General features: G+C 62.8%; 33 protein-coding genes and 1 pseudogene. 27 read left to right on the top strand and 7 right to left on the bottom strand.

Features of this window, described 5'->3' with window-relative positions; translation table 11 throughout:
• Window positions 1-57: 57 nt before the first annotated feature.
• The 5 genes from QM707_RS14290 to QM707_RS14270 form a co-directional block, all read right to left on the bottom strand.
• Window positions 58-1,083: an NAD(P)H-dependent glycerol-3-phosphate dehydrogenase gene (locus QM707_RS14290; protein ID WP_415002548.1), complete on the bottom strand. Its 1,026-nt coding sequence runs from the start codon at window positions 1,081-1,083 to the stop codon at window positions 58-60.
• A 28-nt stretch (window positions 1,084-1,111) separates the two neighbouring features.
• On the bottom strand, window positions 1,112-1,621 hold the full coding sequence (secB, locus tag QM707_RS14285) for a protein-export chaperone SecB (protein WP_415002547.1): 510 nt from the start codon (window positions 1,619-1,621) through the stop codon (window positions 1,112-1,114).
• A 101-nt stretch (window positions 1,622-1,722) separates the two neighbouring features.
• Entirely contained in the window at window positions 1,723-2,160 is a 438-nt protein-coding gene (locus tag QM707_RS14280) for a rhodanese-like domain-containing protein (protein ID WP_415002546.1), read from the bottom strand.
• Window positions 2,161-2,262: 102 nt separating this feature from the next.
• Complete coding sequence (locus tag QM707_RS14275; protein WP_415002545.1) at window positions 2,263-2,673, bottom strand: hypothetical protein; 411 nt, start codon at window positions 2,671-2,673, stop codon at window positions 2,263-2,265.
• 4 nt (window positions 2,674-2,677) lie between these two features.
• Entirely contained in the window at window positions 2,678-3,154 is a 477-nt protein-coding gene (locus tag QM707_RS14270) for a YiiD C-terminal domain-containing protein (RefSeq protein ID WP_415002544.1), read from the bottom strand.
• 50 nt (window positions 3,155-3,204) lie between these two features.
• Here QM707_RS14270 and QM707_RS14265 point away from each other — a divergent pair, with 50 nt between their 5' ends.
• The 13 genes from QM707_RS14265 to QM707_RS14205 all read left to right on the top strand — a co-directional run bounded on the left by QM707_RS14265 (window position 3,205) and on the right by QM707_RS14205 (window position 13,296).
• Window positions 3,205-3,978: a uroporphyrinogen-III synthase gene (locus QM707_RS14265; RefSeq protein ID WP_415002543.1), complete on the top strand. Its 774-nt coding sequence runs from the start codon at window positions 3,205-3,207 to the stop codon at window positions 3,976-3,978.
• A gap of 28 nt (window positions 3,979-4,006) precedes the next feature.
• Entirely contained in the window at window positions 4,007-5,041 is a 1,035-nt protein-coding gene (locus tag QM707_RS14260; RefSeq protein WP_415002542.1) for a uroporphyrinogen-III C-methyltransferase, read from the top strand.
• Complete coding sequence (locus QM707_RS14255; protein WP_415002541.1) at window positions 5,038-6,300, top strand: heme biosynthesis HemY N-terminal domain-containing protein; 1,263 nt, start codon at window positions 5,038-5,040, stop codon at window positions 6,298-6,300. The genes QM707_RS14260 and QM707_RS14255 overlap by 4 nt, the downstream gene beginning before the upstream one ends.
• A gap of 57 nt (window positions 6,301-6,357) precedes the next feature.
• A complete protein-coding gene (locus QM707_RS14250) occupies window positions 6,358-7,587 on the top strand; it encodes an RNA polymerase sigma factor (protein ID WP_415002540.1) in 1,230 nt (409 codons plus the stop codon).
• 192 nt (window positions 7,588-7,779) lie between these two features.
• Window positions 7,780-8,148 carry a YciI family protein gene (locus tag QM707_RS14245; protein WP_415002539.1) on the top strand — a complete coding sequence of 123 codons (369 nt, stop codon included), beginning with the start codon at window positions 7,780-7,782 and terminating at the stop codon, window positions 8,146-8,148.
• Window positions 8,149-8,198: 50 nt separating this feature from the next.
• Window positions 8,199-8,636: a VOC family protein gene (locus QM707_RS14240; protein ID WP_415002538.1), complete on the top strand. Its 438-nt coding sequence runs from the start codon at window positions 8,199-8,201 to the stop codon at window positions 8,634-8,636.
• An 11-nt stretch (window positions 8,637-8,647) separates the two neighbouring features.
• On the top strand, window positions 8,648-9,088 hold the full coding sequence (locus QM707_RS14235; protein ID WP_415002537.1) for a VOC family protein: 441 nt from the start codon (window positions 8,648-8,650) through the stop codon (window positions 9,086-9,088).
• Window position 9,089: 1 nt separating this feature from the next.
• Complete coding sequence (locus tag QM707_RS14230; RefSeq protein ID WP_415002536.1) at window positions 9,090-9,446, top strand: YciI family protein; 357 nt, start codon at window positions 9,090-9,092, stop codon at window positions 9,444-9,446.
• Between the two features lie 19 nt (window positions 9,447-9,465).
• Window positions 9,466-9,828, top strand: a complete 363-nt coding sequence (locus QM707_RS14225) for a DUF1428 domain-containing protein (RefSeq protein WP_415002535.1) — start codon at window positions 9,466-9,468, stop codon at window positions 9,826-9,828.
• A gap of 311 nt (window positions 9,829-10,139) precedes the next feature.
• Complete coding sequence (locus QM707_RS14220; RefSeq protein ID WP_415002534.1) at window positions 10,140-11,129, top strand: protein-disulfide reductase DsbD domain-containing protein; 990 nt, start codon at window positions 10,140-10,142, stop codon at window positions 11,127-11,129.
• On the top strand, window positions 11,126-11,761 hold the full coding sequence (locus QM707_RS14215; protein ID WP_415002533.1) for a redoxin domain-containing protein: 636 nt from the start codon (window positions 11,126-11,128) through the stop codon (window positions 11,759-11,761). The genes QM707_RS14220 and QM707_RS14215 overlap by 4 nt, the downstream gene beginning before the upstream one ends.
• A gap of 171 nt (window positions 11,762-11,932) precedes the next feature.
• Complete coding sequence (locus QM707_RS14210; RefSeq protein ID WP_415002532.1) at window positions 11,933-12,442, top strand: SRPBCC family protein; 510 nt, start codon at window positions 11,933-11,935, stop codon at window positions 12,440-12,442.
• A complete protein-coding gene (locus QM707_RS14205) occupies window positions 12,442-13,296 on the top strand; it encodes a sterol desaturase family protein (protein WP_415002531.1) in 855 nt (284 codons plus the stop codon). The genes QM707_RS14210 and QM707_RS14205 overlap by 1 nt, the downstream gene beginning before the upstream one ends.
• 86 nt (window positions 13,297-13,382) lie before the next feature.
• Here QM707_RS14205 and QM707_RS14200 read toward each other — a convergent pair.
• A pseudogene (locus QM707_RS14200) lies at window positions 13,383-14,270 on the bottom strand (integron integrase); the annotation flags it as partial.
• 237 nt (window positions 14,271-14,507) lie between these two features.
• Between QM707_RS14200 and QM707_RS14195 the strand changes: the two are divergent.
• From QM707_RS14195 to QM707_RS14135, 13 genes are all read left to right on the top strand, one after another.
• Entirely contained in the window at window positions 14,508-14,900 is a 393-nt protein-coding gene (locus QM707_RS14195; protein WP_415002530.1) for a hypothetical protein, read from the top strand.
• Window positions 14,901-14,987: 87 nt separating this feature from the next.
• Window positions 14,988-15,347: a YggL family protein gene (locus tag QM707_RS14190; protein ID WP_415002529.1), complete on the top strand. Its 360-nt coding sequence runs from the start codon at window positions 14,988-14,990 to the stop codon at window positions 15,345-15,347.
• A gap of 503 nt (window positions 15,348-15,850) precedes the next feature.
• Window positions 15,851-16,294 carry a hypothetical protein gene (locus QM707_RS14185; RefSeq protein WP_415002528.1) on the top strand — a complete coding sequence of 148 codons (444 nt, stop codon included), beginning with the start codon at window positions 15,851-15,853 and terminating at the stop codon, window positions 16,292-16,294.
• Between the two features lie 1,036 nt (window positions 16,295-17,330).
• The gene (locus QM707_RS14180; protein ID WP_415002527.1) at window positions 17,331-17,648 is read left to right on the top strand and encodes a ribonuclease E inhibitor RraB; all 318 of its coding nucleotides are present in this window, start codon (window positions 17,331-17,333) and stop codon (window positions 17,646-17,648) included.
• A gap of 131 nt (window positions 17,649-17,779) precedes the next feature.
• Window positions 17,780-18,070 carry a hypothetical protein gene (locus QM707_RS14175; protein WP_415002526.1) on the top strand — a complete coding sequence of 97 codons (291 nt, stop codon included), beginning with the start codon at window positions 17,780-17,782 and terminating at the stop codon, window positions 18,068-18,070.
• 516 nt (window positions 18,071-18,586) lie between these two features.
• A complete protein-coding gene (locus tag QM707_RS14170) occupies window positions 18,587-18,994 on the top strand; it encodes a hypothetical protein (protein WP_415002525.1) in 408 nt (135 codons plus the stop codon).
• A gap of 818 nt (window positions 18,995-19,812) precedes the next feature.
• The gene (locus QM707_RS14165) at window positions 19,813-20,130 is read left to right on the top strand and encodes a ribonuclease E inhibitor RraB (protein ID WP_415002524.1); all 318 of its coding nucleotides are present in this window, start codon (window positions 19,813-19,815) and stop codon (window positions 20,128-20,130) included.
• An 84-nt stretch (window positions 20,131-20,214) separates the two neighbouring features.
• On the top strand, window positions 20,215-20,688 hold the full coding sequence (locus QM707_RS14160) for a hypothetical protein (protein ID WP_415002523.1): 474 nt from the start codon (window positions 20,215-20,217) through the stop codon (window positions 20,686-20,688).
• A 75-nt stretch (window positions 20,689-20,763) separates the two neighbouring features.
• Entirely contained in the window at window positions 20,764-21,264 is a 501-nt protein-coding gene (locus tag QM707_RS14155; RefSeq protein WP_415002522.1) for a hypothetical protein, read from the top strand.
• A 603-nt stretch (window positions 21,265-21,867) separates the two neighbouring features.
• Window positions 21,868-22,308 (top strand): hypothetical protein, encoded by a 441-nt coding sequence (locus QM707_RS14150; RefSeq protein ID WP_415002521.1) that lies wholly within the window; start codon window positions 21,868-21,870, stop codon window positions 22,306-22,308.
• 112 nt (window positions 22,309-22,420) lie between these two features.
• Window positions 22,421-22,705, top strand: coding sequence for a hypothetical protein (locus QM707_RS14145; RefSeq protein ID WP_415002520.1), 285 nt, complete (start codon window positions 22,421-22,423; stop codon window positions 22,703-22,705).
• A gap of 86 nt (window positions 22,706-22,791) precedes the next feature.
• Window positions 22,792-23,124 carry a hypothetical protein gene (locus QM707_RS14140; RefSeq protein WP_415002519.1) on the top strand — a complete coding sequence of 111 codons (333 nt, stop codon included), beginning with the start codon at window positions 22,792-22,794 and terminating at the stop codon, window positions 23,122-23,124.
• A gap of 125 nt (window positions 23,125-23,249) precedes the next feature.
• On the top strand, window positions 23,250-23,597 hold the full coding sequence (locus QM707_RS14135) for a DUF1428 domain-containing protein (RefSeq protein ID WP_415002518.1): 348 nt from the start codon (window positions 23,250-23,252) through the stop codon (window positions 23,595-23,597).
• Between the two features lie 378 nt (window positions 23,598-23,975).
• On the opposite strand, the gene QM707_RS14130 is transcribed toward QM707_RS14135, so the two are convergent.
• Window positions 23,976-24,110 carry a hypothetical protein gene (locus QM707_RS14130; protein ID WP_415002517.1) on the bottom strand — a complete coding sequence of 45 codons (135 nt, stop codon included), beginning with the start codon at window positions 24,108-24,110 and terminating at the stop codon, window positions 23,976-23,978.
• Window positions 24,111-24,221: 111 nt separating this feature from the next.
• On the opposite strand from QM707_RS14130, the gene QM707_RS14125 reads away from it, so the two are divergent.
• Window positions 24,222-24,659: a hypothetical protein gene (locus QM707_RS14125; protein ID WP_415002516.1), complete on the top strand. Its 438-nt coding sequence runs from the start codon at window positions 24,222-24,224 to the stop codon at window positions 24,657-24,659.
• Window positions 24,660-24,977 lie beyond the last annotated feature (318 nt).

Here is a 24,977-nt window from a genome sequence, read left to right as displayed (position 1 = left end):
GCAATGAAAAGAAAACCCGGCTCTCGCCGGGTTTTTTTCATCCGCGAACCGCCAGCATCATCCGAACAATCCGTTCGGATACTCCGGCTTCTGCTCGCGCGCCAGCAGCAGCCTCAGGCCTTCGGCCGGCGTGATGTCTTCGTGCAGCACGCGCTGCACCAGCGCGCTGATCGGCAGCTCGACGCCATGGCGTTCGGCCAGGCGCATCACTTCGTCGACCGTCTGGACCGACTCGACCACCTGGCCGATCTGCGCGACGGCTTCGCGGATGGATTGCCCGCGGCCGAGGGCAAGGCCCAGTCGACGGTTGCGCGACAGGTCGCCCGTGCAGGTCAGCACCAGGTCGCCCAGTCCGGCGAGCCCCATCAGGGTTTCGACGCGGCCGCCGAGCGCGACATTGAGTCGCAGCATTTCGTTGAGTCCGCGCGTGATCAGGCCGGCACGCGCATTCAGACCCAGATCCATGCCATCGGCGATGCCGGTGGCGACCGCCAGCACGTTCTTCATCGCGCCGCCGAGTTCGGCGCCGAGCATGTCCGAACCGGTATAGGCACGGAACGCCGGGCCGTGCAGCGCGTCGGCGACGGTCTGGGCGAAGTCGTCGTTGTCCGAATGCACCGTCAGCGCGGTGGGCAGGCCCATCGCGACTTCCTTCGCGAACGAAGGCCCGGTGACGACGGCCAGCGGCACGCCGACACCGAGGATGGCGCCGGCGACTTCATGCAGGAAACGCCCGGAGCCGGGCTCGAAACCTTTCGTTGCCCAGGCGACGCCGGCATTCGGCTGGCGAAACGGCGCCAGCGCGTGCAGGGTTTCGTTGAAAGCGTGGCTCGGCGTAACGACGAGCAGCAGCTCGGCGTTGCGCACCGCCTCGGTGAGGTCGGTGGTGGCGCCGAGCGTGTCGGGCAGTTCGACGCCCGGGAGGTAACGCGTGTTCTCGTGCCGCAGCGCGATCGATTCGATCTGCGCGGCATCGCGCCCCCACAGCACGGTCGGATAACCGTGCCGTGCGGAAAGCGAGGCGAGCGCGGTTCCCCAGGAACCGGCGCCCAGTACCGCGATACGCGGTTTGGAATCGCTCATCGCCTCGCTCGCGCGATCGACGGCAAGATCAGGCGTTGCCGCCCTCGGCCACTTCGATCGAACCCTGCGCGCCTTCGACGCGACGGCGCAGGCCTTCGGCGTACAGCGCTTCGAAGTTGATCGGCTGCAGGTAGAACGGCGGGAAGCCGCCCTTGTTGATCAGGTCGCTGACCGCTTCGCGCACGTACGGGAACAGTACGTTCGGGCAATAGGTGCCGAGCATCATGTCCAGGGTGCGGTCGTCGAAACCGGCGAGACCGAAGATGCCGGCCTGGGCGACTTCGGCCAGGTACACGGTCTTGTCGTTGATCGTGCAGGTCAGCGTCACGCCGAGCACGACTTCGAACGCGCCGTCGTTGAGGCGACCGACCTTCTGGTTGAGGTTCATGCTCAGCTGCGGCTGGCCCGGCTCGTTGAACACCTGCGGTGCGTTCGGGGCTTCGAAGCTCACGTCTTTCAGGTACAGCTTCTCGATCGTGAACTGGGCCGCCTGGGCAGCATCGTCGGCGCCGGCAACGGGCGTGGTCTGGTCGGTCATGGGAAAAACTCCGGAAAAAAGCGGAAATTAATGTGGGAAACGGAAACGGGCCATTATCGCATGGGGCCCGAGACCGGCCAAATCAAGCGATCCGGCGAGAATCAGCCCCGGCCTTTGACCAGGGGAAGGTTGGCCTGCTGCCAGGCGGCGACGCCGCCGTCCAGCCAGCTCACCTGTCTGAAACCGGCCTTCACCAGCTTTTGGGCGGCCTGCGAAGAGGCGACGCCGTTGCGGCAGACCAGGGCGACGGGCTGCTCGCGCGCGCCGGCGAGCAGCTTGGATTCGGGGTCGAGCTGGCTCGGCAGGACGTTCTTCGCGCCCGGGATATGGCCCTTGTCGAAATCGGCCAGCGCGCTGACGTCGATCAGCAGGGCATTGTCGCGATTCAGCAGCTGGGTCAGGGTCGCTGGCGACACGGACTGGTAGCCGCGGAACAGACGCGCGATCTCCGTATAGACGATGGCCAGGGTCAGGCCGACGAAGGCCAGCGACAGCATCGGACTGCTGCGGGCGAAGGCCAGCAAGGCTTCCAGGGTCATGCGAGGACTCGAAACGAACGGGGGCGGCATTATCCGGCGCGGGCGCCGGAGGGGCAACGTCCGCCGGGCAGGCGATGCCGCCGCCCCGCGCCCCGACCCGGCTTACGGCTGCGAGAAATCCGGCAGGCCGCTCGTCAGCCACAGACGCTTGCCGGCCTCGTCCCAACGCCAGGTCTGACGATCGGTCAGGGTGCGTTCGCTCTGCGTGAGCTTGTTGATCACGCGGATCTCGACAGTCTGCTGCAGGCCGCCGTCCGGCGTCATGCTGGCGTGCTTCACCTCATAGCCCGACACCTGCATGTGCTTGAAGCGCTCGCGATCGAGGTCGGTGATCGGATGTTCCTGGCGATGGACCGGATCGACGAAGTCCTGCGCCCGATCGAACTCGCCCCAGCGGATCGCCGCAGCGTACTCACTCAACGTGCTTTGCTGGGCGCTCTTTCCGCTGGTGGTGCCGCAGGCGGACAGCAATGCGAGCAGCGCAAGGGTGGCAATACGCATCATGGCTTTCATCACGTCAGTCTCCTGCGGGGGCAATCAGGGCGAAGCGCGCCTCGAGCGTGGCCACGGCGCGGCCTCCAGCATCGTTCACTTGCGCGTGCACGTTCAAGCGGGCGCGGCCGCGTTGACGCAGGCATTGCAGGATCGCCGGCCAGTCCTGGTCGGCAACCAGGCCAGCCTCGGCGCGCAATTCATCGTAGAGCGGCGCGAGGTAGCGGATCTGGCTGTCGGCCACGTAGACCTCGGCCGCGAGGCCCGCCACCCGCAACTCGAGCACCGCCAGGCCCCAGCCGGCCAGCGTCATGATGCTGGCGAGGCTGCCGCCGAAGGCGCAGCCCTTGTCGTTGACGTTGTTCGCCAGCGGGGCGAGCAGGCGCAGGCGTTCGCCGTCGAAGGCGACGGCACGGATGCGCATCGCCGCGACCGGCGGCATCGCCTCGTATTCGGCGTTGAGCGCAGCGAGCGCATCGGCCGCGATCTCGGGAACATCCATGCCTGTCGCCATGCGTGACCTGGTCGGGAAGCCTGTGCCAAGCTCGCGCCATGTCGCGCGCGCTCCCGGCTCATTCGCCTGCATGGTACGTCATCTCGTTGCGCCCGCTCGGCCAACACGCGGGCGTGCGCCGCGCCGCGGCGCGGCGCGGCGCGAACTGTTTCGCCATGACGACGCTGCAACTGCAGGCGCTGCCGGCGCGCACTGCGCTGGCGAAGGCGCTGTCCAGCCCGTGGGTGATCGCCACCAGTCCGGCCGCTGCGCGTTTCGCCGCCGCGCAGGCGAACCTGCGCCGCCGGCGCGGCCAGACCTGGTTCGCACTGGGTCGTGGTACGGCGGCCGCGCTCGAACGCGCCGGCGTCGATGCGGTGCGCACGCCACGCCGCGGCGCCACCTCGGAAGACCTGCTCGCCGAACTTCCGCTCGCCGCGATGCAGGGCCACCGCGTCGGCCTGATCACGGCCCCCGGCGGCCGCGGCGAAATCGCGGCGGCGCTGTCGCGCCAGCGCATGGGCATTGCGCTGGCCGAGGTCTATCGCCGCGTCGTCAGGCCCATCCCGGCATCGCGACTGGCCGCCCTGTTCGACCTGCCGCCGCGCAGCGTGCTGCTGGTCAGCAGCGCCGAAGCCTTCGACGCGCTGTGGCAAGGCTGCAACGCGCCACAGCGCGAACGATTGCGGCGATTCCGCTGCGTCGCCAGCAGCGAGCGCCTGCGCGCGCATCTGTCCGACCGGGGTTTGCGGAACTGCGTGCTCGCCGACGACACCAGCGCGGCGGCGATGGTCGCGGCCGCCGAAGCCCATCTCGGCGGTCGCATCCGGTAGCATTCCCTACCTCACCCCGGCCTGCGCCATGGACGATTCCACGCCCGACACCTCGCCCGCATCCGTCGCCGCGACGACGCCCCGGCGCCGCTTTCCGGCCGCGCTCTGGGGCTTGTTGCTGATCGGCGCCGTGCTCGCGGGTTTCGTCGGCTGGCGCCATTACAAGGCACCGGCGATGGTGTCGGACGACACGCCGGATCTGAGTCCGGAAGCGCTCGACTCGCGCCTGCTGCAGGCCGAAGGCAAACTCGGCAGCCTGCATCGCAGCCAGGAATCGTTGCAGCAACGCTTGAGCGACACCAGCTCGCGCACGAATCTGCTGCGCGACGAAGTGCTCGGCATCACGCAACGTTCGGCCCTGCTGGAAGACAGCCTGCGCGAAATGGCCGACGACCGCCGCGAAGGCGCAGAAGCGCTGCGCCTGGACGAAGCCGACCTGCTGCTGACCCTGGCCGCGCAACGACTGCAGCTCGCCGGCGACGTGCCCGGTGCGATCCGCGCCACCGAATTGGCCGACAGCGTGCTGTCCTCGTTGCGCGATCCGGCCACACTGAACCTTCGCCAGTCGCTGGCGCAGGAACTCGCCGCGCTGCGCGCGATGCCGAAGGATCCGAAGGCGCTGGCCAGCGGCGAACTCGATGCGCTCGAAGCGGTATTGCCGCAACTGGCCGCCAGCGGCCCGGCGAAACCCGCGACGGCGACACCGGGCCGCGGCACGTCCGGTTTCCAGCGCCTGCTCGATGCGCTCGTGCAGGTCCGCCCCAGCGGCGAACAGGATCTGGTGACGCCGGCCGATCGCAGCGCCGGCGAAGCCGGTCTCGCGCTCGAACTCGCGCTGGCGCGCACGGCGCTGGAGCGGCGCAACGCACCCGCTTTCAAGGCCTCGCTTGTCCGCATCGACAGCTGGTTGCGGCGCCTGTACGCCGATGCGCCCCTGCTGCGCGAGCGACGCGAACGCCTGCGTCGCCTCGGCCAGCAGCCGCTGACGCTGGACTTGCCGGTGGCTGGTTCCAGTCTCGAACAACTGCATCTACTGCAGCGCAGTCGCCAGCCGCGGCCATGAGTTTCTTCCGCCATCTGCTCTGGTGGCTCGTGCTGGCCGCGCTCGGTGCGCTGGCCTGGGAACTGCTGTCGCAGGACCTGGGCAATGTCGTCATCCGCTGGCATGGCACGACGATCACCACGACCGTCGCCTTCGCCCTGGTCGCCTGGGCCATCCTCAGCCTGTTGTTCTGGGCCCTATGGTCGCTGGCGCGACTGCCTTTCGTCGCCTGGCGCCGACATGCGAAACGGCAGGCGAGGCAACGCCTGATCAGCGGACTGGTCGCTTTGCACGAGGGCCGGCATGCGCGCGCGGAAAGCCTGCTGGCGAAAGCCGCCGCGGACGACGATGCCCGCCTGCTCGCGCGCATCGGTGCGCGCGAAGCGGCCCTGCGCCGCGGCGACCTCGTCGCGGCCGCGACCTTGCAGGCGGCGCTGACCGAAAACGATCCGATCGCCGCCGCCCTGCATGCCGCCGACAGCTTGTTGGCGCAGCAACGTCCGCAGGATGTGCTCGAATTGCTGCAGCCCTTCGTCGAGCAGCGCAACCTGCCGCCGCGCGGCGTACTGCAGCGTGGCGAGGCGCTCTGCCAGCTCGGCCGCGCCGACGAGGCGCTGTCTTCGATCGAGTCGCTGCGCGGCGAACATGTGTTGTCGATCGACAACCTGCTGCTGCTCGAGCGCCGCTGGCGCGCGACGATGCTGCGGCAGAGTCCGGACGCGAACGAGCTGCAGCGCCGCTGGATGGCGCTGCCGGCGACGGCGCGCGACGAACACGCGTTGATCGTCGCTTATGCCGAACGCGCCGGCGCACTGGGGCTGGAAGCCCAGGCGGCCGATACGCTGGCAGATGCGCTCGACCAGCGGTGGGACGAGGCGCTGGTGCGCGCTTTCGGCTTGTTGCCGCCCGCACGCGATGATCGTCGTCATGCGCGCGCCGAGCGCTGGCTGATCCAGCATCCGGCCGACGCCGCACTGTCGCTCGCACTCGGGCGCATCTACCTGCGCCAGCAATCGTGGAGCAAAGCGGAGGACATGCTGAGCCGCGCGATCGCGCAGGGCGCGGGCAGCGAAGCCTGGGAAGAACTCGGGCACCTGCATACCGCCGGCAACGACAGCGCGCGTGCCCAGCTCAGCTACGCCAACGCGCTGCGGGCGCAGCGCGGCGAAACGACCCTGAATCCCGGCGGCCGTTCGCTGCGCGAACAGATCGCCGCCGAAGCGGTGCTTGAGCAGCGCAACGAGCACGGACTGCCGCTGCTGCCGCGCGAGCCGCTGTAGTCCGCCGGCACGCAGGCCGCTTTCGCCGACGCTGACCGTTCACGGAGAGAACGCGCGATGCCAGAAGCCACGGCAGGGAGCATCGAAGCGATCTACCGGCGCGAATCGCGCGCGGTACTGGCGACGCTGATCCGATTGCTCGGCGATTTCGACGTCGCCGAAGAAGCCTTGCACGAAGCCTTCCGCGCCGCGCTCGAACGCTGGCCACGCGAAGGCCTGCCCGACAAGCCGCGCGCCTGGCTGGTGTCGGCCGGGCGCTTCAAGGCGATCGACGCGCTGCGCCGCGCCGCGCGCTTCGACGCTTTCGACGAGGGAAGGCACGATGTCGGCGGTACGGACGATCCATCGGCCGAGGCCGACAGCGTCGAAGACGATCGCCTGCGCCTGGTGTTCACCTGCTGCCATCCGGCCCTGGCGTCGGATGCGCAGGTCGCACTGACGCTGCGCGAAGTCTGCGGCCTCGCCACGGAAGACATCGCCGCCGCGTTCCTGACGCCGGCGCCGACCCTGGCGCAGCGCATCGTGCGCGCGAAAGCCAAGATCCGCGACGCCGGCATTCCCTACGAAGTCCCTACGGCGAACGAATTGCCGCAACGACTCGACTCGGTGCTGCGGGTGATCTACCTGGTGTTCAACGAAGGCTATAGCGCGCATTCGGGCGACAGCCTGCTGCGGCATGAACTGTCGAATGAGGCGATCCGGCTCGGACGTTTGCTGGTGGAACTGTTGCCCGAGCCGGAAGCGCTGTCGCTGCTGGCCTTGATGCTGTTGCAGGATTCGCGGCGCGACGCACGGATGTCGGCCGAGGGCGAACTGGTCCTGCTCGAAGACCAGGACCGCGCGCGCTGGAACCATGCGCAGATCGCCGAAGGCCTGCCGCTGGTGGAGCGCGTGTTTCGCGACGGACGCATCGGCCCCTATGCGATCCAGGCGGCGATCGCCGCCGTGCATGCGCAGGCCGCGACGGCCGATGCCACCGACTGGGCGCAGATCATTGGCCTGTACGACGTGCTGTTGCGCGTCCACCCTTCGCCCGTGATCGCGCTCAATCGTGCCGTCGCCGTCGCCATGCGCGATGGCGCCGAAACCGGCCTCGCCCTGATCGACCCGCTGATCATCAGCGGCGAACTGGCGGACTATGGGCTGGCGCATGCGGCCCGTGCCGATCTCTACCGCCGCCTCGACCGCCGCGAAGAAGCCCGCGAAGCCTACGTCGCCGCTCTGGCTTTGACCCGGCAGGCCGCCGAACGGCGCTTCCTGGAAGACCGCCTGGCGGCGCTCGGCTGAACGGCGGGAATATTTTTTCGGGACGATGTCGAAATGGCGCCGCCCCGTTCGACTAGCTAGTGAAGGCGGCGCGAACCAGGCCGGCCTGCCACCCCAGAACCCAGGAGATTCCCATGCGTTTCATGATCATCGTCAAGGCCAGCGCCGCCTCCGAAGCCAGCGTCATGCCCCTCGGAAGCCAAGTTCGCCGAGATGGCGAAATACCACGAGGAGCTCGCCGCCGCCGGCGTGCTGATCGACGGCTCCGGCCTGCAGGCGACCAGCAAGGGCTGGCGCGTGCACTACGACGGCAACACCCGCACCGTCGTGGACGGGCCCTTCACCGAGACCAAGGAAATCATCGCCGGTTTCACCATCATCCGGACGGACACGCGCGAGCAGGCGCTGGAATGGTCGCGCCGTTTCCCGAATCCGAACCACGACGACTCGCCCTGCGCGATCGAGGTGCGGCAGATGTTCGAGCTCGAGGATTTCGGTGAGAGCGAGTCGCTCGAGCGTTTCCGCGAGATCGGCATGGACGGCGATGCCGCGTTCCGCCAGGCGCACGGCGGCAAGGCCTGAAGGCCCGCGCTCCCGGCATCGCACCACCCCTTTCGCAACGGAGTTTCTCCATGGCACGCGTCAACACCTACCTGAACTTCCAGGGCAATACCGAAGCCGCCTTCCTGTTCTACCGCTCGGTCTTCGGCGGCGAATTCAACGGCGGCATCCGCCGCTTCAGCGATATCCCGCCGATGCCCGACTGCCCGCCGCCGGCCGAAGCCGAAGCCAACTACGTCATGCATGTCGAACTGCCCCTGTACGGCGGTCACTCGCTGATGGGCACCGACACCCCCGAGGCGATGGGCAAGCTGAGCTTCGGCAACAACGTTTCCATCAGCCTCGAACCCGATACGCAGGCCGAAACCGAACGCCTGTTCAAGGCGCTGTCGGAAGGCGGCAAGATCGAAATGCCGCTGCAGCACATGTTCTGGGGCGCCTACTTCGCCAGCTTCACCGACCGCTTCGGCGTGCAGTGGATGCTCAACTTCCCCGTTGCCCAAGCCTGAGGCGCAATGCCATGAACAATGCCAAACCCCTCACCGCCGGCGGCCTTTACGTCAACCTGCCGGTGCAGGACTTGCCGAAGTCGATCGCGTTCTACACCGCGCTCGGTTTTTCCTTCAACCCGCAGTTCACCGACGAGACCGCCACCTGCATGATCGTCGGCGAGAACATGGCGGTCATGCTGCTGACGCAGGAAAAGTTCCGCCAGTTCACCCCGCTGCCGATCAGCGACGCGAAGAAGGCGTCCGAGGTCCTGCTCTGCATCTCGCTGGACAGCCGCGCCCAGGTGGACGAACTGGTGCGCCTCGCGGTCGCGCATGGCGGCAAGACCCTGCGAGCGCCGGACGACTACGGTTTCATGTATTCGCATTCCTTCCAGGACCTCGACGGCCACATCTGGGAGCCGATGGTCATGGACATGACGGCATTCGAAAAAGCACGGCAAGGAGACTGAGATGAAATACCTGTGCCTGGTCTACGGCGAAGAAGACCGCATCGCCGAAATGGACGACCACGAATGCCTGGCCTACGACCGCGAGCTGCGCGAGAGCGGCCATTGCCTCGCGTCGGAAGCGCTGCAGCCGGTCGCGACCGCGACGACGGTACGCGTGCGCAACGGTCGCCTGTCGGTGTTCGACGGCCCGTTCGCCGAAACGAAGGAAGCGCTTGCCGGGTTCTACCTGATCGAAGCGCGCGACCTGAACGAGGCGATCCAGCTCGCCAGCAAGATTCCGCCGGCGAAAGTCGGCTGCGTGGAAGTCCGCCCCCTCCGCCCGATCCGCGAGCAACCGCGTTCGGGCGCTTCGCACTGATCACCCAAGGAGAAATCGCATGGCCCGTTATGTCGATGGTTTCGTTCTTCCGATTCCGCAAGCCAAACTCGCCGACTACAAGAAGATGGCACGCCTCGCCAGCAAGGTCTGGAAGGATCACGGCTGCCTGCAGTACCTCGAATCCGTCGAGGACGACGTCAAGCCCGGCAAGTGGACCTCGTTTCCGCAGAGCGTGAAGCTGAAGAAAGGCGAAGTGGTGGTTTTCGCCTTCGCCATCTTCAAGTCGCGCAAGGCGCGCGATACCGCCAACAAGAAGATCATGTCCGACCCGCGCCTGGCGAAATACATGGACCCGAAGAAGATGCCTTTCGATGGCAAGCGCATGTTCTGGGGCGGCTTCAAGACCATGATCGACGTTTGAGAGCGGGTTGATGGTGGGTGCTGTGTCGTGGGCGGTAGCCCAGACGGCAGGCTGGGCGAGAACCGTAGGCTTGGGCTGAGCATTACGAAGGCCAGCATTGATCATCGCTAGATCGTGCTGGGCTTGTCAGCCCAGCCTACGACGCGACGCCCAGCGCCGAGAGTGATCCCGATGTGCTGGGCTTGTCAGCCCAGCCTACGACGCGAAGCCCGGCCTGCGAATTGCCGGCCCCGACCTTCGGCACGCGATCGGCGGTGCCGATCGCGGTAGGCTGGACGCGTCGCCAGATCCATGAAGGACCTCGTGCCGGCATGACGCGCTCATTGATTCCGCAGCTGTCGTTCGCCTTGCTCGCCGCATGGTTGGCGTCGGCGGGCGCGTTCGCGGCAGGCTCGGGGCCGGTGCAGACCGATCATCTGCGCTCACGACTGGTCGCTGAAACGTCGACCGCCGTTCCGGGTTCGCGCCTGACGTTGGGTTTGCTGCTCGAGCACGATCCGCATTGGCATACCTATTGGCGCAACCCGGGCGATTCCGGCCTGCCGACGCGGCTCGACCTGACGCTGCCGCCGGGCGTGGTCGCCGCGCCGATCGCCTGGCCGCATCCGGAGCGTTTCGAAATATCCGGCATCGTCAACTTCGGCTACAGCGGTCGCCATTTGCTGCCGGTGATCATCGCGATTCCTGCCGACTACGCCGCCTTGACGCTGCCGGTCCGCGTCAAGGCGCGCTGGCTGATCTGCGAAGAGAACTGCATCCCCGGCAAGGCCGAGTACGCGCTCGATTTACCGGTGCGGCGCACGGCCGAGCCCGATCGGCAATGGCAAGGCGATTTCGCGACCGCACGCCGCGACCAGCCGAGCGAATCCCCGGCCGTGCTGACGATCGCCGAAGACGGCGATGCGATGCTATTGACGTTGAGCGGCCTCGACGCCGCCGCGATGCCGGTGGCATGGCAATGGTTTCCGGAAACGCCCGAGCTCGTCGCCAACGGCGCGCATCCGCAGTGGCGCCGCACGGCCGACACCTGGCAGGCGCGATGGTCCAAGAGCGAATACTTCACCACCCTGCCTGCAGAGGTTGCGATGGTCGCGGTCGAAGACGAAGGCGTTGCCCGACGTTTCGTCGCCCGCCTCGCGGCGCCTGCCGCCCACGCCGCCGCGCTGCCTGCGCCCACCACTACGCCCGCACTCACCGACAAGAAACCCGTCACGCCCAGGCCGTCGTCCGTGATGCTGTACGCCCTGTCCGGCGGCCTGATCCTGGTTCTGATGCTGTTCGCCTGGAGGAGAAAACGATGAAAACCAGACTGCTCGCCACCGCCCTGGTCGGTGCCCTGGCCTTCGCGGCCTACGAAGATCCCGCCGCAAAGGATGCCGCCGCCGCGACGGCTGCGGTCGGAAAACCGGCACCCGCATTCGCATTGATCGACTCCACCGGGAAGAAGCACGCGCTGGCGGACTACGCGGGCAAGACCGTCGTGCTGGAGTGGAACAATCCCGAGTGCCCCTTCGTCAAGAAGCATTACGGCGCGGGGAACATGCAGGCGCAGCAACGCGCCGCCACGGCGGCCGGCGTCGTCTGGTTGACGATCAACTCGTCCGCCGACGGCAAGCAAGGGCATATGGATGCCGCACAGGCCCAGGCCACGCGTACCCGACTCGGCGCTGCGCAGTCCGCCTATCTTTTCGATCCGCAGGGTAGCGTCGGCCGCGCCTATGCCGCCAAGACGACGCCGCATATGTACATCATCGACGGCCGCGGCCTACTGCGTTACGCCGGCGCGATCGACAGCAATCCGAGTTCGGACCCTGGCGACATCGCCGCCGCCACCCAGTACGTACCGAAGGCGCTGGCCGAACTGAAGGCAGGCAAGCCGGTCAGTGTCGCCCTGACGCGGCCCTATGGTTGTTCGGTCAAGTACGCAGACTGAGAATGGGTTGATGGTGCGTGATGGGTGGTCTGTGGTTAGAGCAGCAAAGCCTTGCCCGTCGCTTTTCACCACAAACCACGCACCACGAACCACCAACCTCTTTCTGGCACCGGGTTGGTGGTTGGTGAAACGACCCTTTACTGGGCGCGCGGGTCCGGCAACACTGGCCGCATGCAAGTCCGACTCTCCGCCGAACAGCGTTTCGCCGCCGCGCCCGCGCTCGTGTTCGCGCAGTCGCTCGATCCGCAAGGTTTCGTCGCCGCCTTTCGGGGCGCCGGGCCGATTCCAGCGCTGACGAGGATCGAGCTGCTGGGCGAGCCGGCATTGGGCGCGCAACGCGCGGTGCACAGCAGCGATGGCGCGGTGCTGCACGAGCGCATCACCGCCTTCGAGCCCGGCGTGCGCCACGCCTACGAACTCTCCGGCCTGCGCCCGCCGCTGGCCTGGCTGGTGCGCAAGGGCGAAGCCGACTGGCGATTCGCCCCGGTGGCTGCCGTTGCGCATTACAACCTCATGGCCGAAGGATTCATCCGGATCCCCGAAGGCACCGACGTGCGCTGGGACTACGTCTTCACCTTGACCACGCCGCTGGTCTGGCCGCTGGCCGCGCCCCTGCTGAAACTCTTCATGCAGCGCGCGATGCGCGAATGCCTGCGCGCGCTGGCGCAAGGACCGCGCTGATGGAGAAGTGGATCCTGCTCGGCATGGCGCCGGTCTTCCTCGGGCTCATCGTCTGGGAAGCCTGGTACTGGCGTTCGCGCCGGCCGGAAATCTATAGCTGGGTCGACACGTTTTCGAACGCGGGCCTCGCGCTGATGCACCAAGTCGCCGATGCCGTCGCCTGGACACTGACGATCGGCCTGTTCTATCTCGTTTACCAGCATCGTTTGTTCGACGTGCCGGCGACGTGGTGGGGCATTCTTCTGCTCGTGCTCGGCCAGGATTTCTTCTACTACTGGTTTCACAGAGCGCATCACCGCATCCGCTGGATGTGGGCCTCGCACGTCACCCATCACTCCTCCGAACGCCTGAACCTGTCCACCGCCTTCCGGCAGAGCCTGACCTACCCGATCTCCGGCATGTGGCTATTCTGGCTGCCGCTGGCCTGGCTGGGGTTCGAACCGACGCATATCGTGGCCGTCGTCGCCATCAACCTCGGTTTCCAGTTCTTCGTGCACACGCAGGCCATCGGCAAACTCGGCTGGATCGAGAAGGTGTTCAACACGCCTTCGCACCACCGCGTTCACCATGCGCGCAACGCCAAGTACATCGACCGCAACTACGCCGGCGTGCTGATCATCTGGGACAAGCTGTTCGGCAGCTTCGTCGAGGAAGACCTGGCCGTGCCCTGCGAGTACGGCATCATCGGCCAAGTGCACAGCCACAACCCGATCACCCTGACCTTCCACGAATGGGCCGCGATGTTCCGCGACGCGCGACGCGCGCAGGGATTGCGTGGTGCACTGAAGCAATTGTTCGGGCCACCGGAGCGGGGGCTGGCGCATCGCGCCGTCAACTCCGATCCAGAGGGCTGAGCACCGCCGAAGCGCCACGGTTCAGTACATGCGTGGACGCTCTCGGGCGTCCTGCCCTTCGCGTCATTTGCACATCCATGTGCGGCATATATCTGCGTGGTCGTCACGTCTTTGTGGCCCAGCAACTCTTGCACGGTGCGGATATCGGAACCCGACTCCAGCAGGTGTGTGGCGAAAGAATGACGCAGGGTGTGACAACTCGCCGGTTTGACGATGCCGGCCTCCACCACCGCCCGACGCATGGCTCGCTGCACGATCTTTTCGTCGATGTGATGTCGGCGCTCGCGCCCGTCGAGGGGATCGATTCCCCGGCGGCTCGCCGGGAACATGTACTGCCACCCAAGCTCGCGCGGCGCGCTTCGGTACTTCCTTGCCAACGCAAACGGCAGCCAGACTTCGCCGAAGCCCGCGTCCAGATCACGGCGATGCAGAACGGCCACCTCCCGGCATTGTCGGCTCAGGGGTTCCACCAGACTGCTTGGCAGGATCGTGCGCCTGTCCCTCCCGCCCTTGCCATCGCGAACCACGATCTCGTGTCGTTCGAAATCCACATCCTTGACGCGCAAGCGGACGCATTCCATCACGCGTAATCCACTGCCGTACATCAAACTGGCCATCAGCCATTCCCGCCCTTGCAGGATCCCAAGCGCCCTGGCCACCTCGGCTCGCGACAGCACGACCGGGATGAAACGGGACTTCTTCGCCCGAACGATGTTCTCCATCCAGGGAAGATCGATTGCCAGCACTTCCCGATACAGGAACAGCAAGGCTGACAGCGCTTGCGACTGGGTGCTGGCGGATACTTGGTACGTTGTCGCAAGTCGCGAGAGAAATCCTTCAACGGCCACCCCGCCGAGCTCGCGAGGATGGCGCTTGCCTTGCTCGTGGATATACCGACGAATCCAATAGAGATAAGCCTTCTCTGTCCGCAAACTGTAGTGTTTGAGGCGCAAGCGGGCGCGAACTTGATCCATCAGGCGAGGCGGTGGCACGCCGCCGTTGGGAATCTTATTCGGGGTGTCCTGACCCCGATATTCTGTATCGGGGTGGTTTTGCCGTGTCATGCCGCGAACCGTAGCTCGATCCGGCTTAGGACTTGGCAAGGAAAATGACGGAAAACCCTGTAAGAATCTGCCCTTGACGGGCACCACTGCTCAACCGACCATACGGTTTATCACCCCACTTTGGGGTCTACACGTCGTTAGGCCGCAATGAAAGCACGGATTTACTTGCTACGAACCCTGTTCGTTGTAGTGCTGGCGCCGTTCGCGATTGTCGCTTTCGCAGTTCTCGGCGGAATCGACGTGATGAACTACCTCGCAAGAGAATACTTCTGCGACCCAGGACTGGCTAATTGCAATCTTCTGTTTGTTGGCTTCCTTCAGCACGTAATAGCCTACTGGTGGTTCGTCGCTTTTGCTCTGCACTCTATTAGCACGATCCTGCTGGCGATCTATATCCTGCTCGACGTCCCAATCGAGATACGGCAGCGGCTTGCCTGGCTGGTGGGCGTGCTGTTTGCCGGGGTCATCGCCGCTCCAATCTATTGTTTTGTTCGGCTGCGTCAGCTCCACGCAAACCTCGAAACGTCGATTGCGGCCTAACTAGTCATTCAAGCCGACCGCCGGGTGTAGAATCGGCGCAAGCAACCGCTGCCGACCGGCGGCGGCTGAATTCAGGCGTTAGCGCTAATGAAGCCAATGGCTCGCTCTCCGCGTAAGCGCCGCCTTTGCAAGAAGCTTCGGATTGCCGAGTTTCAAGAGTTCGGGTTCCAGGTCGACTTCAAGTTGTCCGATGAACTGACCATTGCGCAGAGTAACGGCTTCTGGGACGCGCTCATCGCCCATATCGAAGCCAACAAGCTGCTATTCGCCGGCAATGAATCAGCGTTTGTGTACCGCGATGGCATCGGGTCCGCCAGCGAGAGTGACCGGGAGACTCTTCGTTCTTGGCTATCGTTCAGACCGGAAGCTTCATCAATCGTGATCGGGCCGCTCGTGGACGCAAACTATCCAGAGTGCACAGAGCCGCCCATTGCTCTACTGCCTTAGCGCTAACAATTCGTTCAAGCCGAGCCCTCTTTGCGGCCACGGCAGAGCGTCGTAGGATTGTCACTCTGCCGTGGCCGCAAAGCGGCCCGGCTTAACTCAGGCGTTAGGCGCCTTTGCAGGTGAATCGCATGCCAAGTCCAAAGTACTTGATTGCCCATGCCTGCTTTGACTGCCGCAAGAGCTTCAAGGTCGCGCCCCGCCAAGACTTGTCGGCCGTATGCCCTAGTTGCGGCGGGACAATCCACGAGATGGGGCGCTCCTTCAAAGCGCCTCCCGCTAAGGACTTGGCGCAATGGGCAAAGGTCCAAGCCTTGTTCGCGGCGGGCTTCCGCTTCTTCAGCTATCGCAGCACCTCAGGGCCACCGCTTCCGGACAGGTTAGCTGACGTTGAGGCTTTTATACGTGACAATCCCGCGCATCCACTCCGAGTGGCGGCGCCTAACAATTCATTCAAGCCGATGCCGCTTCGCGGCACGGCTTAATTCAGGCGTTAGGCGATTCTTGTGAACACCATCGCAATCCAAATAGAAGAATCGCAAGATGCGATGGAAGTGCCTTATCGTGCCGTACGCATTAGCGTTGATGGGAATGATTTTTTAGAGATGCTCCGAGCTCACGAGATGCCATATGCCCAACGCGAGGGGCACTCAAATATTGCCGGTGGTTACGCCTGGCCCTATGCGTCAACTTCTACCCGTGATGCCTTTCTTGGAATCGACGCGGACGAGAACAATAGAGTTGAACTACTAGCGTGCCAATGTGGCTCGCCCGGCTGTTGGCCATTGTTGGTGCAAATTGACGTCGGCCCAAGCGAGGTCGTCTGGAGCTCATTTGAACAGCCGCATAGGGGCGAGGACTCTGCCGCCGGTCATTGGCACTACAATGAGTTCGGTCCTTTTGTTTTCGAGCGATCGCAATACGAAGCGGCGGTCGCAGGAATCGCCTAACAATTCATTCAAGCCGAAGCCGCTTCGCGGCTCGGCTTAATTCAGGCGTTAGGCCGCAGAGAAAGATATGTCGAACTCAACCATTGTGGCCCGGCTTCGGGAAGTTGGTCAGGACTACGAGCATGATCGCATCTCTGTCAGATCATTCGCATCCGAACTCTACGGAAGCAGCACCGCACTTGAGGGAGTGGAGTACGGGCGCGTAAAAGAGGCACAGCTTGTCTATGGCCAGCTCATGCAAGCCGTTGAGACAGGCCGCGAGAATGATATTGATCGCCAGGCACTAGCTACCTGGCTGCAAGGTTGGCTCACTGCCGTGCCGGTAGCTACGGCCTAACAATTCATTCAAGCCGAACCCGCTTCGCGGGTCGGCTTAATTCAGGCGTTAGGGCGCTTCAGAGAATTTCCGCCCTTGAAAGCCAGGTTCACTATCCCCATGGTGCGTTTAGATCGTCCGGGCGGTGCCCGATCAGGCGGTCTAGGCTCCCTGGAAAGGAGCCGGAGTGGCCCTCCAGCTGCTCAACGGGAAGTTCCATATCCATCCAACTAGCGCACCTCGTGAATGGCCCCGACGACAGAGGGGCTGGCAACCCCGTCCTAGCCAGACGTAAACCCGGCGCCGCGTGAAAGGACAAGGGTATGGGAGGACTCGGAAATTGCACTTGCGGTGCTAGCCCGCCGGTGTGACGTGGTAGCAACGCCACGCTAAAGAATGGAGGGCACTTTCACGGTGTCCTCGGTGCACCGGGGACGCCACATGCCGGACAACCGACATGCTGACTATCTCCGTCAGGGTCAAGGTGGACCTGCGCCAAGCGACCAAGCTCCTGCTTGTCATTTGGCTCCTCCTCACCCACTGAGCAACACAACGGCGAGGCGCAGGACCCTCGCCGTCTTTCTTTCAGCTAGCGCGCCCTAACAATTCGTTCAAGCCGAGCCCGCTTCGCGGTCTCGGCGCTGGCGCTATGATTGAACCATCGCCGCGCCCGCTCAGCGGGCCGGCTTAACTCAGGCGTTAGGCCGCATGGAGAGTTCAATGAGCTGGCCAGATGATGCGGATGGGGATGTGTTTCGGCGTCTTGAGGCCAATGGCTTCGATTTCTCCAAACCTTACGCCGTTGACTACAACGTGGACTTTGAGTCCTGGCCTCCTGCTTCAGCGGCACTTGAGGTACTCCGTTCGCAGTACGGCAGCATTGAGGTGTTCGAGCCAGATGAGGACGGAGACGGGTACGTTCTCTTCCAAGTTGTCGGGCCCATCACCTACGAGGGAGTTACTTCCGTTCAGCGCCGCACCAGCTCAACAATGCAGCCATTTGGCGGCATTTGTGAGTCCTGGGGAGTCATGCATTAGTGCGGCCTAACAATTCATTCAAGCCGACGTCCCAATCGCTGCGCGATTGTTCCGCGGCTCAATTCAGGCGTTAGCCGCTTAGGTTTCCGTTGGCCCTTCTCGTAATTCTTCTAAGTCTTCTGACGGTCTGCTTGGCAATCGCTTTCGCCGGGCGCGCCAAGCTTCGCTGGTTCGAGCTCCTACTCGTTTCCCTTGCCGCACTCATTCAGCTGGGCTTGCTAGTCATGGGCTGGGGCGACTTCAACAACGTCCATGGCGGAGCCGTCGCGTTGGTCTTTCTGTTTCTGCTCGGCGCAGCGGTCTCGCTCATCGAGCTTGTCATGGTATTTGTATCTCCCAGCTGGTATCGCCTGATCTGGTGGCTTGGCGTGTGCGCCTATACGGTGCTTCTGGTTTCCCTAGGCAGCCAGTACGGCGGCTAACCAGTCGTTCAAGCGGACATTGGGCCGCAGCCAGGTTCATGTCATAGACTGGTAGCTCTCGGCGGCTCAATGCCGCTCAACTCAGGCGTTAGGCATTTGAATCATGGGTACGGCGGCTTGGGTGTGCTTTGAGTGTCGCGCTTCGGTAAGGCGCAACACGGCCTATACCGCTGAGGTTCCCTGCCCGACTTGCGGCAAGCTGTGCGTGTACCTTGGTTACAAGATTCCGGTCCCGCCCAAGGGCAAGCCCCGTGAGTGGGCGGCATTGCAGCAACAATTGGCTCAAGAGCGTTTGGCTCGGGAGTTGGCAACATACCAAGCTGCCGTCCGCAGCCGACATGATCTGGAACAAGAGATTTCCAGGCTAGAGGCCTTGCCGTCCAATGATGGGCGCGCCAAAGCTGTCCGCTTGCTCAAACGCCGTCTTTCCGGGTCAAATGCCTAACAGTTCATTCAAGCCGACGTCCCAATCGCTGCGCGATTGGTCCGCAGCTAAATTCAGGCGTTAGGTGCCACATGGACGCACTCCGGCACTTCCCGTTCTCAAAGCTGACATTGTCGGAAGATGAGGAAGTCATCTGGTGCGCGAGTAATCCTACCTTTCATCGCACCTGGGACTACGGAATTGCCATTACTGGCAGCGCCGTTTACTTGTTCTCGCCATTCTGGCTATGGCTCGCCCGTTGGCGGCGCTACCCGCTCTCCGACATCAAGCAGGCCAGCTTCAAAGACTCACGCTGGGTCCCCAGGCTGCTCCTGCAAGTCGGCGATCGGACAGTCACATTTCGTACGCCTTATGATGGTTACCAAGACGAGATGGACTTCGACCGCAAGAATCTCGCCGAGGCCGCTGAGCTCATTGCACAGCGTGGCGTGGCACCTAACAGTTCATTCAAGCCGAACCCGCTTCGCGGGTCGGCTTAATTCAGGCGTTAGGGCCCACATGCGCATCCTGTCGTCGATGTCAGTATTGCTATGCCTTTGCGCGTGCGCCACGAGCTCAGTTTCTGTCGACCCAGTTGGCTGCTTCTCCGCGGGAGATGGAAGCAGATACAACCATCTATATCTTCGTCTTTCGTCTGACGGCACCTTTTCTGCGCGGCTCCAGGGAGATATCACTGTTTGGGGTGATGCGACTGGCAATTGGTCGTTGTCTGGAAGCGAGATCTATCTCCAGGCAAGCAAACCAAACGGCGCCCTGATCAACAAATCCACCACTTTGCACCGGAACCGAAATGGCACTCTCACATTGCCAAGCGGCGCAGTATCATTCTCAGGCTGGTCTCGCTTGGCTCCAACAAAATGTGGGCCCTAACAATTCATTCAAGCCGACCGCCGGGTGTAGACTCGCCGCATACAACCACTGCCGGCCGGCGGCGGCTCAATTCAGGCGTTAGGCGCCAAACAGGATGGCAACGACTCAGGATTCCGCTGAAATCCCAGGCTCAGATGAGCTTTGCGAGCAGTGCGGTCACCCCTTCAATCCCCATCGCCTTCTGGGGTACGGCGATCCTCCAACCGAAGGCTGGATGGAATGCCCAGTAGAAGGATGTGCATGCCACATGACTTGGAGCTTAGAGCCCGAGGTTGCCGCTCAAATTCATGCAGCCAAAGATCGCAAGGCGAGAGATTCTGGCGCCTAACAATTCATTCAAGCCGACCGCCGGGTGTAGACTCGCCGCACACAACCGCTGCCGGCCGGCGGCGGCTCAATTCAGGCGTTAGGCCGCATGGAGAGTTCAATGAGCTGGCCAGATGATGCGGATGGGGATGTGTTTCGGCGTCTTGAGGCCAACGGCTTCGATTTCTCCAAACCTTATGCCGTTGACTACAACGTGGAATTTGAGTCCTGGCCTCCTGCTTCAGCGGCACTTGAGGTACTCCGTTCGCAGTACGGCAGCATTGAGGTGTTCGAGCCAGATGAGGACGGAGACGGGTACGTTCTCTTCCAGGTTGTTGGGCCCATCACCTACGAGGGAGTTACTTCCGTTCAGCGCCGCACCAGCTCAACAATGCAGCCATTTGGCGGCATTTGTGAGTCCTGGGGAGTCATGCACTAGTGCGGCCTAACAATTCATTCAAGCCGACGTCCCAATCGCTGCGCGATCGGTCCGCGGCTCAATTCAGGCGTTAGGCGTCAGCACATGACTGCATCGCAAACGGTTGACTGGGAACGGCTGCACCATGCCTTCGGCTCTGCCAGTGATATCCCGGCATTACTGCAGCGTACTGAGACCTTTCCGACTGAGGCAGATTGGCATGCTGAGCCGTGGTTCTCCCTTTGGAGCGCACTCTACCATCAAGGCGACATTTATCCGGCGTCTATCGCGGTCGTTCCTCGGATCGTCTCTACGCTGTCACGGGCTCCAAACAAAGCAACCCTCAGCTTCTTCTTACTTCCCGCCTCAATCGCCATTGCTGACAATGACAATCCAGTTGATGCGTCCGCGGAGATGCGGGAGAGCTTCGCAAGCGCGCTGGTGGCGCTTGGCGGCTTCGCGGCGTCGGCACTTCCCACCATCACTGATGAGCAAATGGCTAGGGCTGCGCAAGCCGCTGTGCTAGTTTCGCAGGGCAATTTCCAACAGGCAGGCGAGCTGCTTGAGGCAGACGCCTAACAATTCATTCAAGCCGACGTCCCAATCGCTGCGCGATTGGTCCGCGGCTCAATTCAGGCGTTAGACGACACAACCATGCAATCCATCATCTCGAACATCAAAGACCCGTCTTGGTGGTTCACCGTGTTCTTGGTGGGCATCATTGTCAGCATTTTTGCGGGCTTTCTGAAAGACTGGATAGCCAGTCTGATTGCAAGGTTCTCAGATAGCTTTAGAGAGCGCCGCAAGGCCAAGGCAGCGCGTCGCGAAGTTCTATTTGAAGCCCTCGCGAACAATGAAATATTTCTTGTCTTATCAATGATCCGCTTAATGGGTTTGGTGACCATTTCACTCCTTTTGCTCGGCATCTTCGCCTCTGTTCCTGCCTTAGTCGAGCTCAAGGAGATCATCTGCGCCGCCTCACCCGCCGCGGATAGATGCACAACCGCCTTGCATCCTTTAGCTACTAAAGCCCTCATTGCAGCAACGGGCGGACTCGCCATTCTGACCAACTACAGAGCAAGTAGCAGGTTCTCTCTAGTCATGGAGGGGCTACGGCGCTACCGGAAACGTCGTGATCTTCCGCGTGTCGTCTAACAATTCATTCAAGCCGACGTCCCAATCGCTGCGCGATTGGTCCGCGGCTCAATTCAGGCGTTAGACGCCAACGTCCAGCATGGCGCTAGTTCCAAAATCAACGGCGTTCCTAAAGCGCGGCCAGTTCTGGGCGATTCCGGTCTCAGATGGAACGTTCGGAGCCGGGTGCGTGGTGGGCACTTGCACGAAGTACGGCAAGGCCGATACCCGGATTTTCATTGCGGGTGTCGTGAACTGGCGGGGCAACGCACCACCGCGTACCGAGGACTTGGCCGGTCGCCCGCTCGTGGAACACGGACTCGCACACATCAAGACGATCACCGAGTCTGGCGGGAGCGTTATAGGTGAGAGCTCAATCGACTTTGGTGATCTACCGCATCAGGCTGATGGCCTGTCACTGCCCATGTGGGGCTATGGCGTGCCGACTGTCTTGGCAAGAATGATCAAGTGAGCTCTGGCATTGGCGTCTAACAATTCATTGGAACGGGCCTACTCACCGCTGCGGTGCCGCGCCTGGCCGCGGGCAGGTATGCTGGCAGCCAGTCGCGGTCAGCCATCCCGGCAGGCCGCTCAATTCAATCGTTAGGCCCCAAGTGAAAACCTATGCGTGTCCTGACCAAATTGGCTGTTGCGATTGTTCTCGGGGGCATCTGCGCCTCAGCATCAGCCAAGACCCACCCGATCCCGACCGATAGCGAACTTCCTGGGTGCTATTTCGGCGCGAGCCCGGTGCCGCTGGGATTCGAGCTGTTTATCGAACTCAATCCCGATGGCACATACAACTTGGCGGTTGTCGCGGACATTGGCCCTATCGATACCGCCAGTGGCAAGTGGAGTCGCAATGCGAATCACCTACAACTACTACCCGAGCATCCCGACAAGCGACCGCTCGGGTTGAATGGACCGCTCCTTATCAGCCGTGAATCCGGCCAGCCGATGCTCCAATACCGTGACACCCGCGGAAAGCGTACCGTGAAGAGCTGGGACAAACTCAAGAGAGTCGAGTCTTGCGAATGGCTGGGACGGTCGCACGAAAGCAAGTAGGCGGCCCGGCGTTGTGGCCTAACTACTCATTCCAGCGGACCGCCGGGGTTAGACTTGGCTCATGCGAGGGTTGCCGGCCGGCGGCCCGCTAGATTCAAGCGTTAGAACCCAAATGCCATCGGCGCGCAAGATTGTTTTGCACTCTACGAGCGGCCTTCGACCCGGGCTGGATGCGCTCGTCGCTGAGTGGATGGCCGCAGGGGTTCAGTACGTTGGCGTGGTCGGAGTTGACGCCGAAGACGTTGAAGAAGCTATCGACTGGTTCTGCATCGGGGACGGCGCGAACCCGTACGACATGCTCACCGCGTCACATGCCTACCCCGAGTCGATGGAAGACGCGATTGCTCTCGCCACCCAAATCGACATTCCTGGCGAGGTCGCGATCGTAGAGTTTTGAGGCCCCCAGGTGCCCACAGCACGACCTGGCGCGTCGTTGGGTTCTAACAACTCATTCAAGCCGACCGCCGGGTGTAGACTCGGCGCATGCAACCGCTGCCGGCCGGCGGCGGCTCAATTCAGGCGTTAGCTGTCATGAAGAGCAACGACCCTCTCTACCCCGCCATTGAGGCGATTTGGGCCGGCCCAATTGGCGAGGGAATGCAGCTAGAGCTCGCATGCGAGGTCGCCGGCGTAAGAACCTATTTCGCGAGCTTCGTTGCTGACCCCGACGACGAGATGCTGTCATTGGAGATCAATGTTCACGGACAAACTGTACGCATTCCACTCGACCAGCTAGAGGAGTGGATTGCGGTAGCTAGGACTGACGTTCACTCTGAGGCTTGGTATGACAAGAACGTCCAGGGGACTGACAGCTAACAATTCATTCAAGCCGACGCCCCAGTCGCTGCGTGGTGGGTCAGCGGCACAATTCAGGCTTGGGCGCCATGATCACTGCTTGAGCCAAGACTGAGACCAACGCACAGGCGACGAAGGAACACAACATGAGTTATGTCGACGGATTCGTTCTCCCTGTCCCGACCAAGAATCTGGCGAAGTATCGCCGTATCGCCCGGTTGGCAGCCAAGATCTGGCGAGAGCACGGTGCGCTCGCTTACGTTGAATGCTTGGGCGACGCGATGCAGGGGCAACCAGGCCTTCCATTCCCCAAGCTGCTGAAACTGAAACCTACGGAATCCGTCGTGTTCGGCTGGGGTCTGTTCAGATCGCGGAAGCACCGAGACCAGGTGAACGCGCGCGTCATCAAGGACAAGCGTTTGGCTAACCTGGATTTGCCATTCGACATGAAGAGAATGACCTACGGTGGCTTCAAGGTGCTGGCGGAATCCTGAGCCGCAAGCCTGGAAGCATCGTCTCCTTGCTGGCGGATACCGCATGACGCGCAACAACTCTTTCCAGCCGGCATCGCGCTCATAGCCTCGCTTCTCATGCGCCGCGACTGAACTCCCACGTTAGGCCCAACGATGCTGCCAAAGTGCATTCTGCTGATCACTCTCTTGGCAGCTGCCGGTTGCTCCGGTCCGCCTCAGAGCAAGGAAACATGGAGCATCAATTGCACGCCCCTTCCCGGTGCCGAGCCGTACCTCGCGTGTTACGGCCCAGGCATCATTCGAAATGACCGGGTTCCCTTTTTCCATGACGAACGCAACAACACTTACCTTTTCTACCAGGTAAGCATCGACAGACCCATAGACCAGTCCACCACAGAGTCAATCTTCTTGAAGCGGCTCGACTTGAAAGAGGTTGATCCAGGGCTGCTCACCGAACAGAAAGTTCGATTGGTTCAGTTCGACCGCACCAGCCGCATCGTAACGTTTCATCTCGGCCGCACGACGATTTCCCATCAGATTCCTTCCCAATGAGTTGTATCAGTTCATGGGAGCGGCCGCGTCGACACCGCAGGCCTTGCCCTCCACGCCTCTGCTAGCATGCCTCGCAGGCAAAGGCTCACCGCCGTGGTGCGGCCGCCCGGTTCGATCGTCAGGCGGATTCCAGTGACTACTGCGGCTTTCCACCAGCTTCGCCAGTTCGATGGACGTCCTGGCGTATCCATCGCAGCCAAAGGGGCTGCCCTGGAGCTGAAGCTGGTGCGCGGTGATGTCGAAGTGCGAGTCGTTGTTCCCGCGGAAGTCCTCGAATGGTTTGTCGATGTCGAGCAGCGCCCCTCCGGTTCGCGGGCAACCGATTGGTGCGACTACGAAGGCTACGACAACAGGCCGGTCTCAGAGCTCGACGAGGACATGGCCGAAGAAGTGACGGCTTTCGTCAGTCGGTTGATTGAGCGCGATCTCCGGTATGTCGGGAGCAAGAATCGTCCCGACCGTGGCGTCCTGGAATGGTTGATTGACGGCCAGTGGCACCAGGCTGTTCCGTTTGTCGTGCTGGCCACCTAGCCGATCATTGCAGCGAAGCGCCGGGGTGTAGACTCGGCCTAATTGACTGCCCGGGGGGTGGCGGCCTATGGGCGAGCGGAATTCCACCACTGAATCACTCCCCCTCCGGGTTCGCCAAGCCCTCGGTGATCTGCTCGTTGAGATCGAGGGAATGGGTTTCGTTGCGACGTTGAATGGTTTTCATCCGAACTCGTTCGGGAACTTCGAAATCACATTCAGCCGTCCCGGCCGGGCGTTTCGATTGCTTCACGACCGCGGCCAATTGATGGTGTACGGCGACGAAGACGAAGTTCAGGCAGCTGGGCTCACGCGGGCATA

The organism is Arenimonas sp. (assembly GCF_047602345.1).
Taxonomy (GTDB): domain Bacteria; phylum Pseudomonadota; class Gammaproteobacteria; order Xanthomonadales; family Xanthomonadaceae; genus Arenimonas.
The sequence above is the reverse complement of the archived record's forward strand: the minus strand, read 5'-3'. Positions and strand labels throughout refer to the sequence as shown.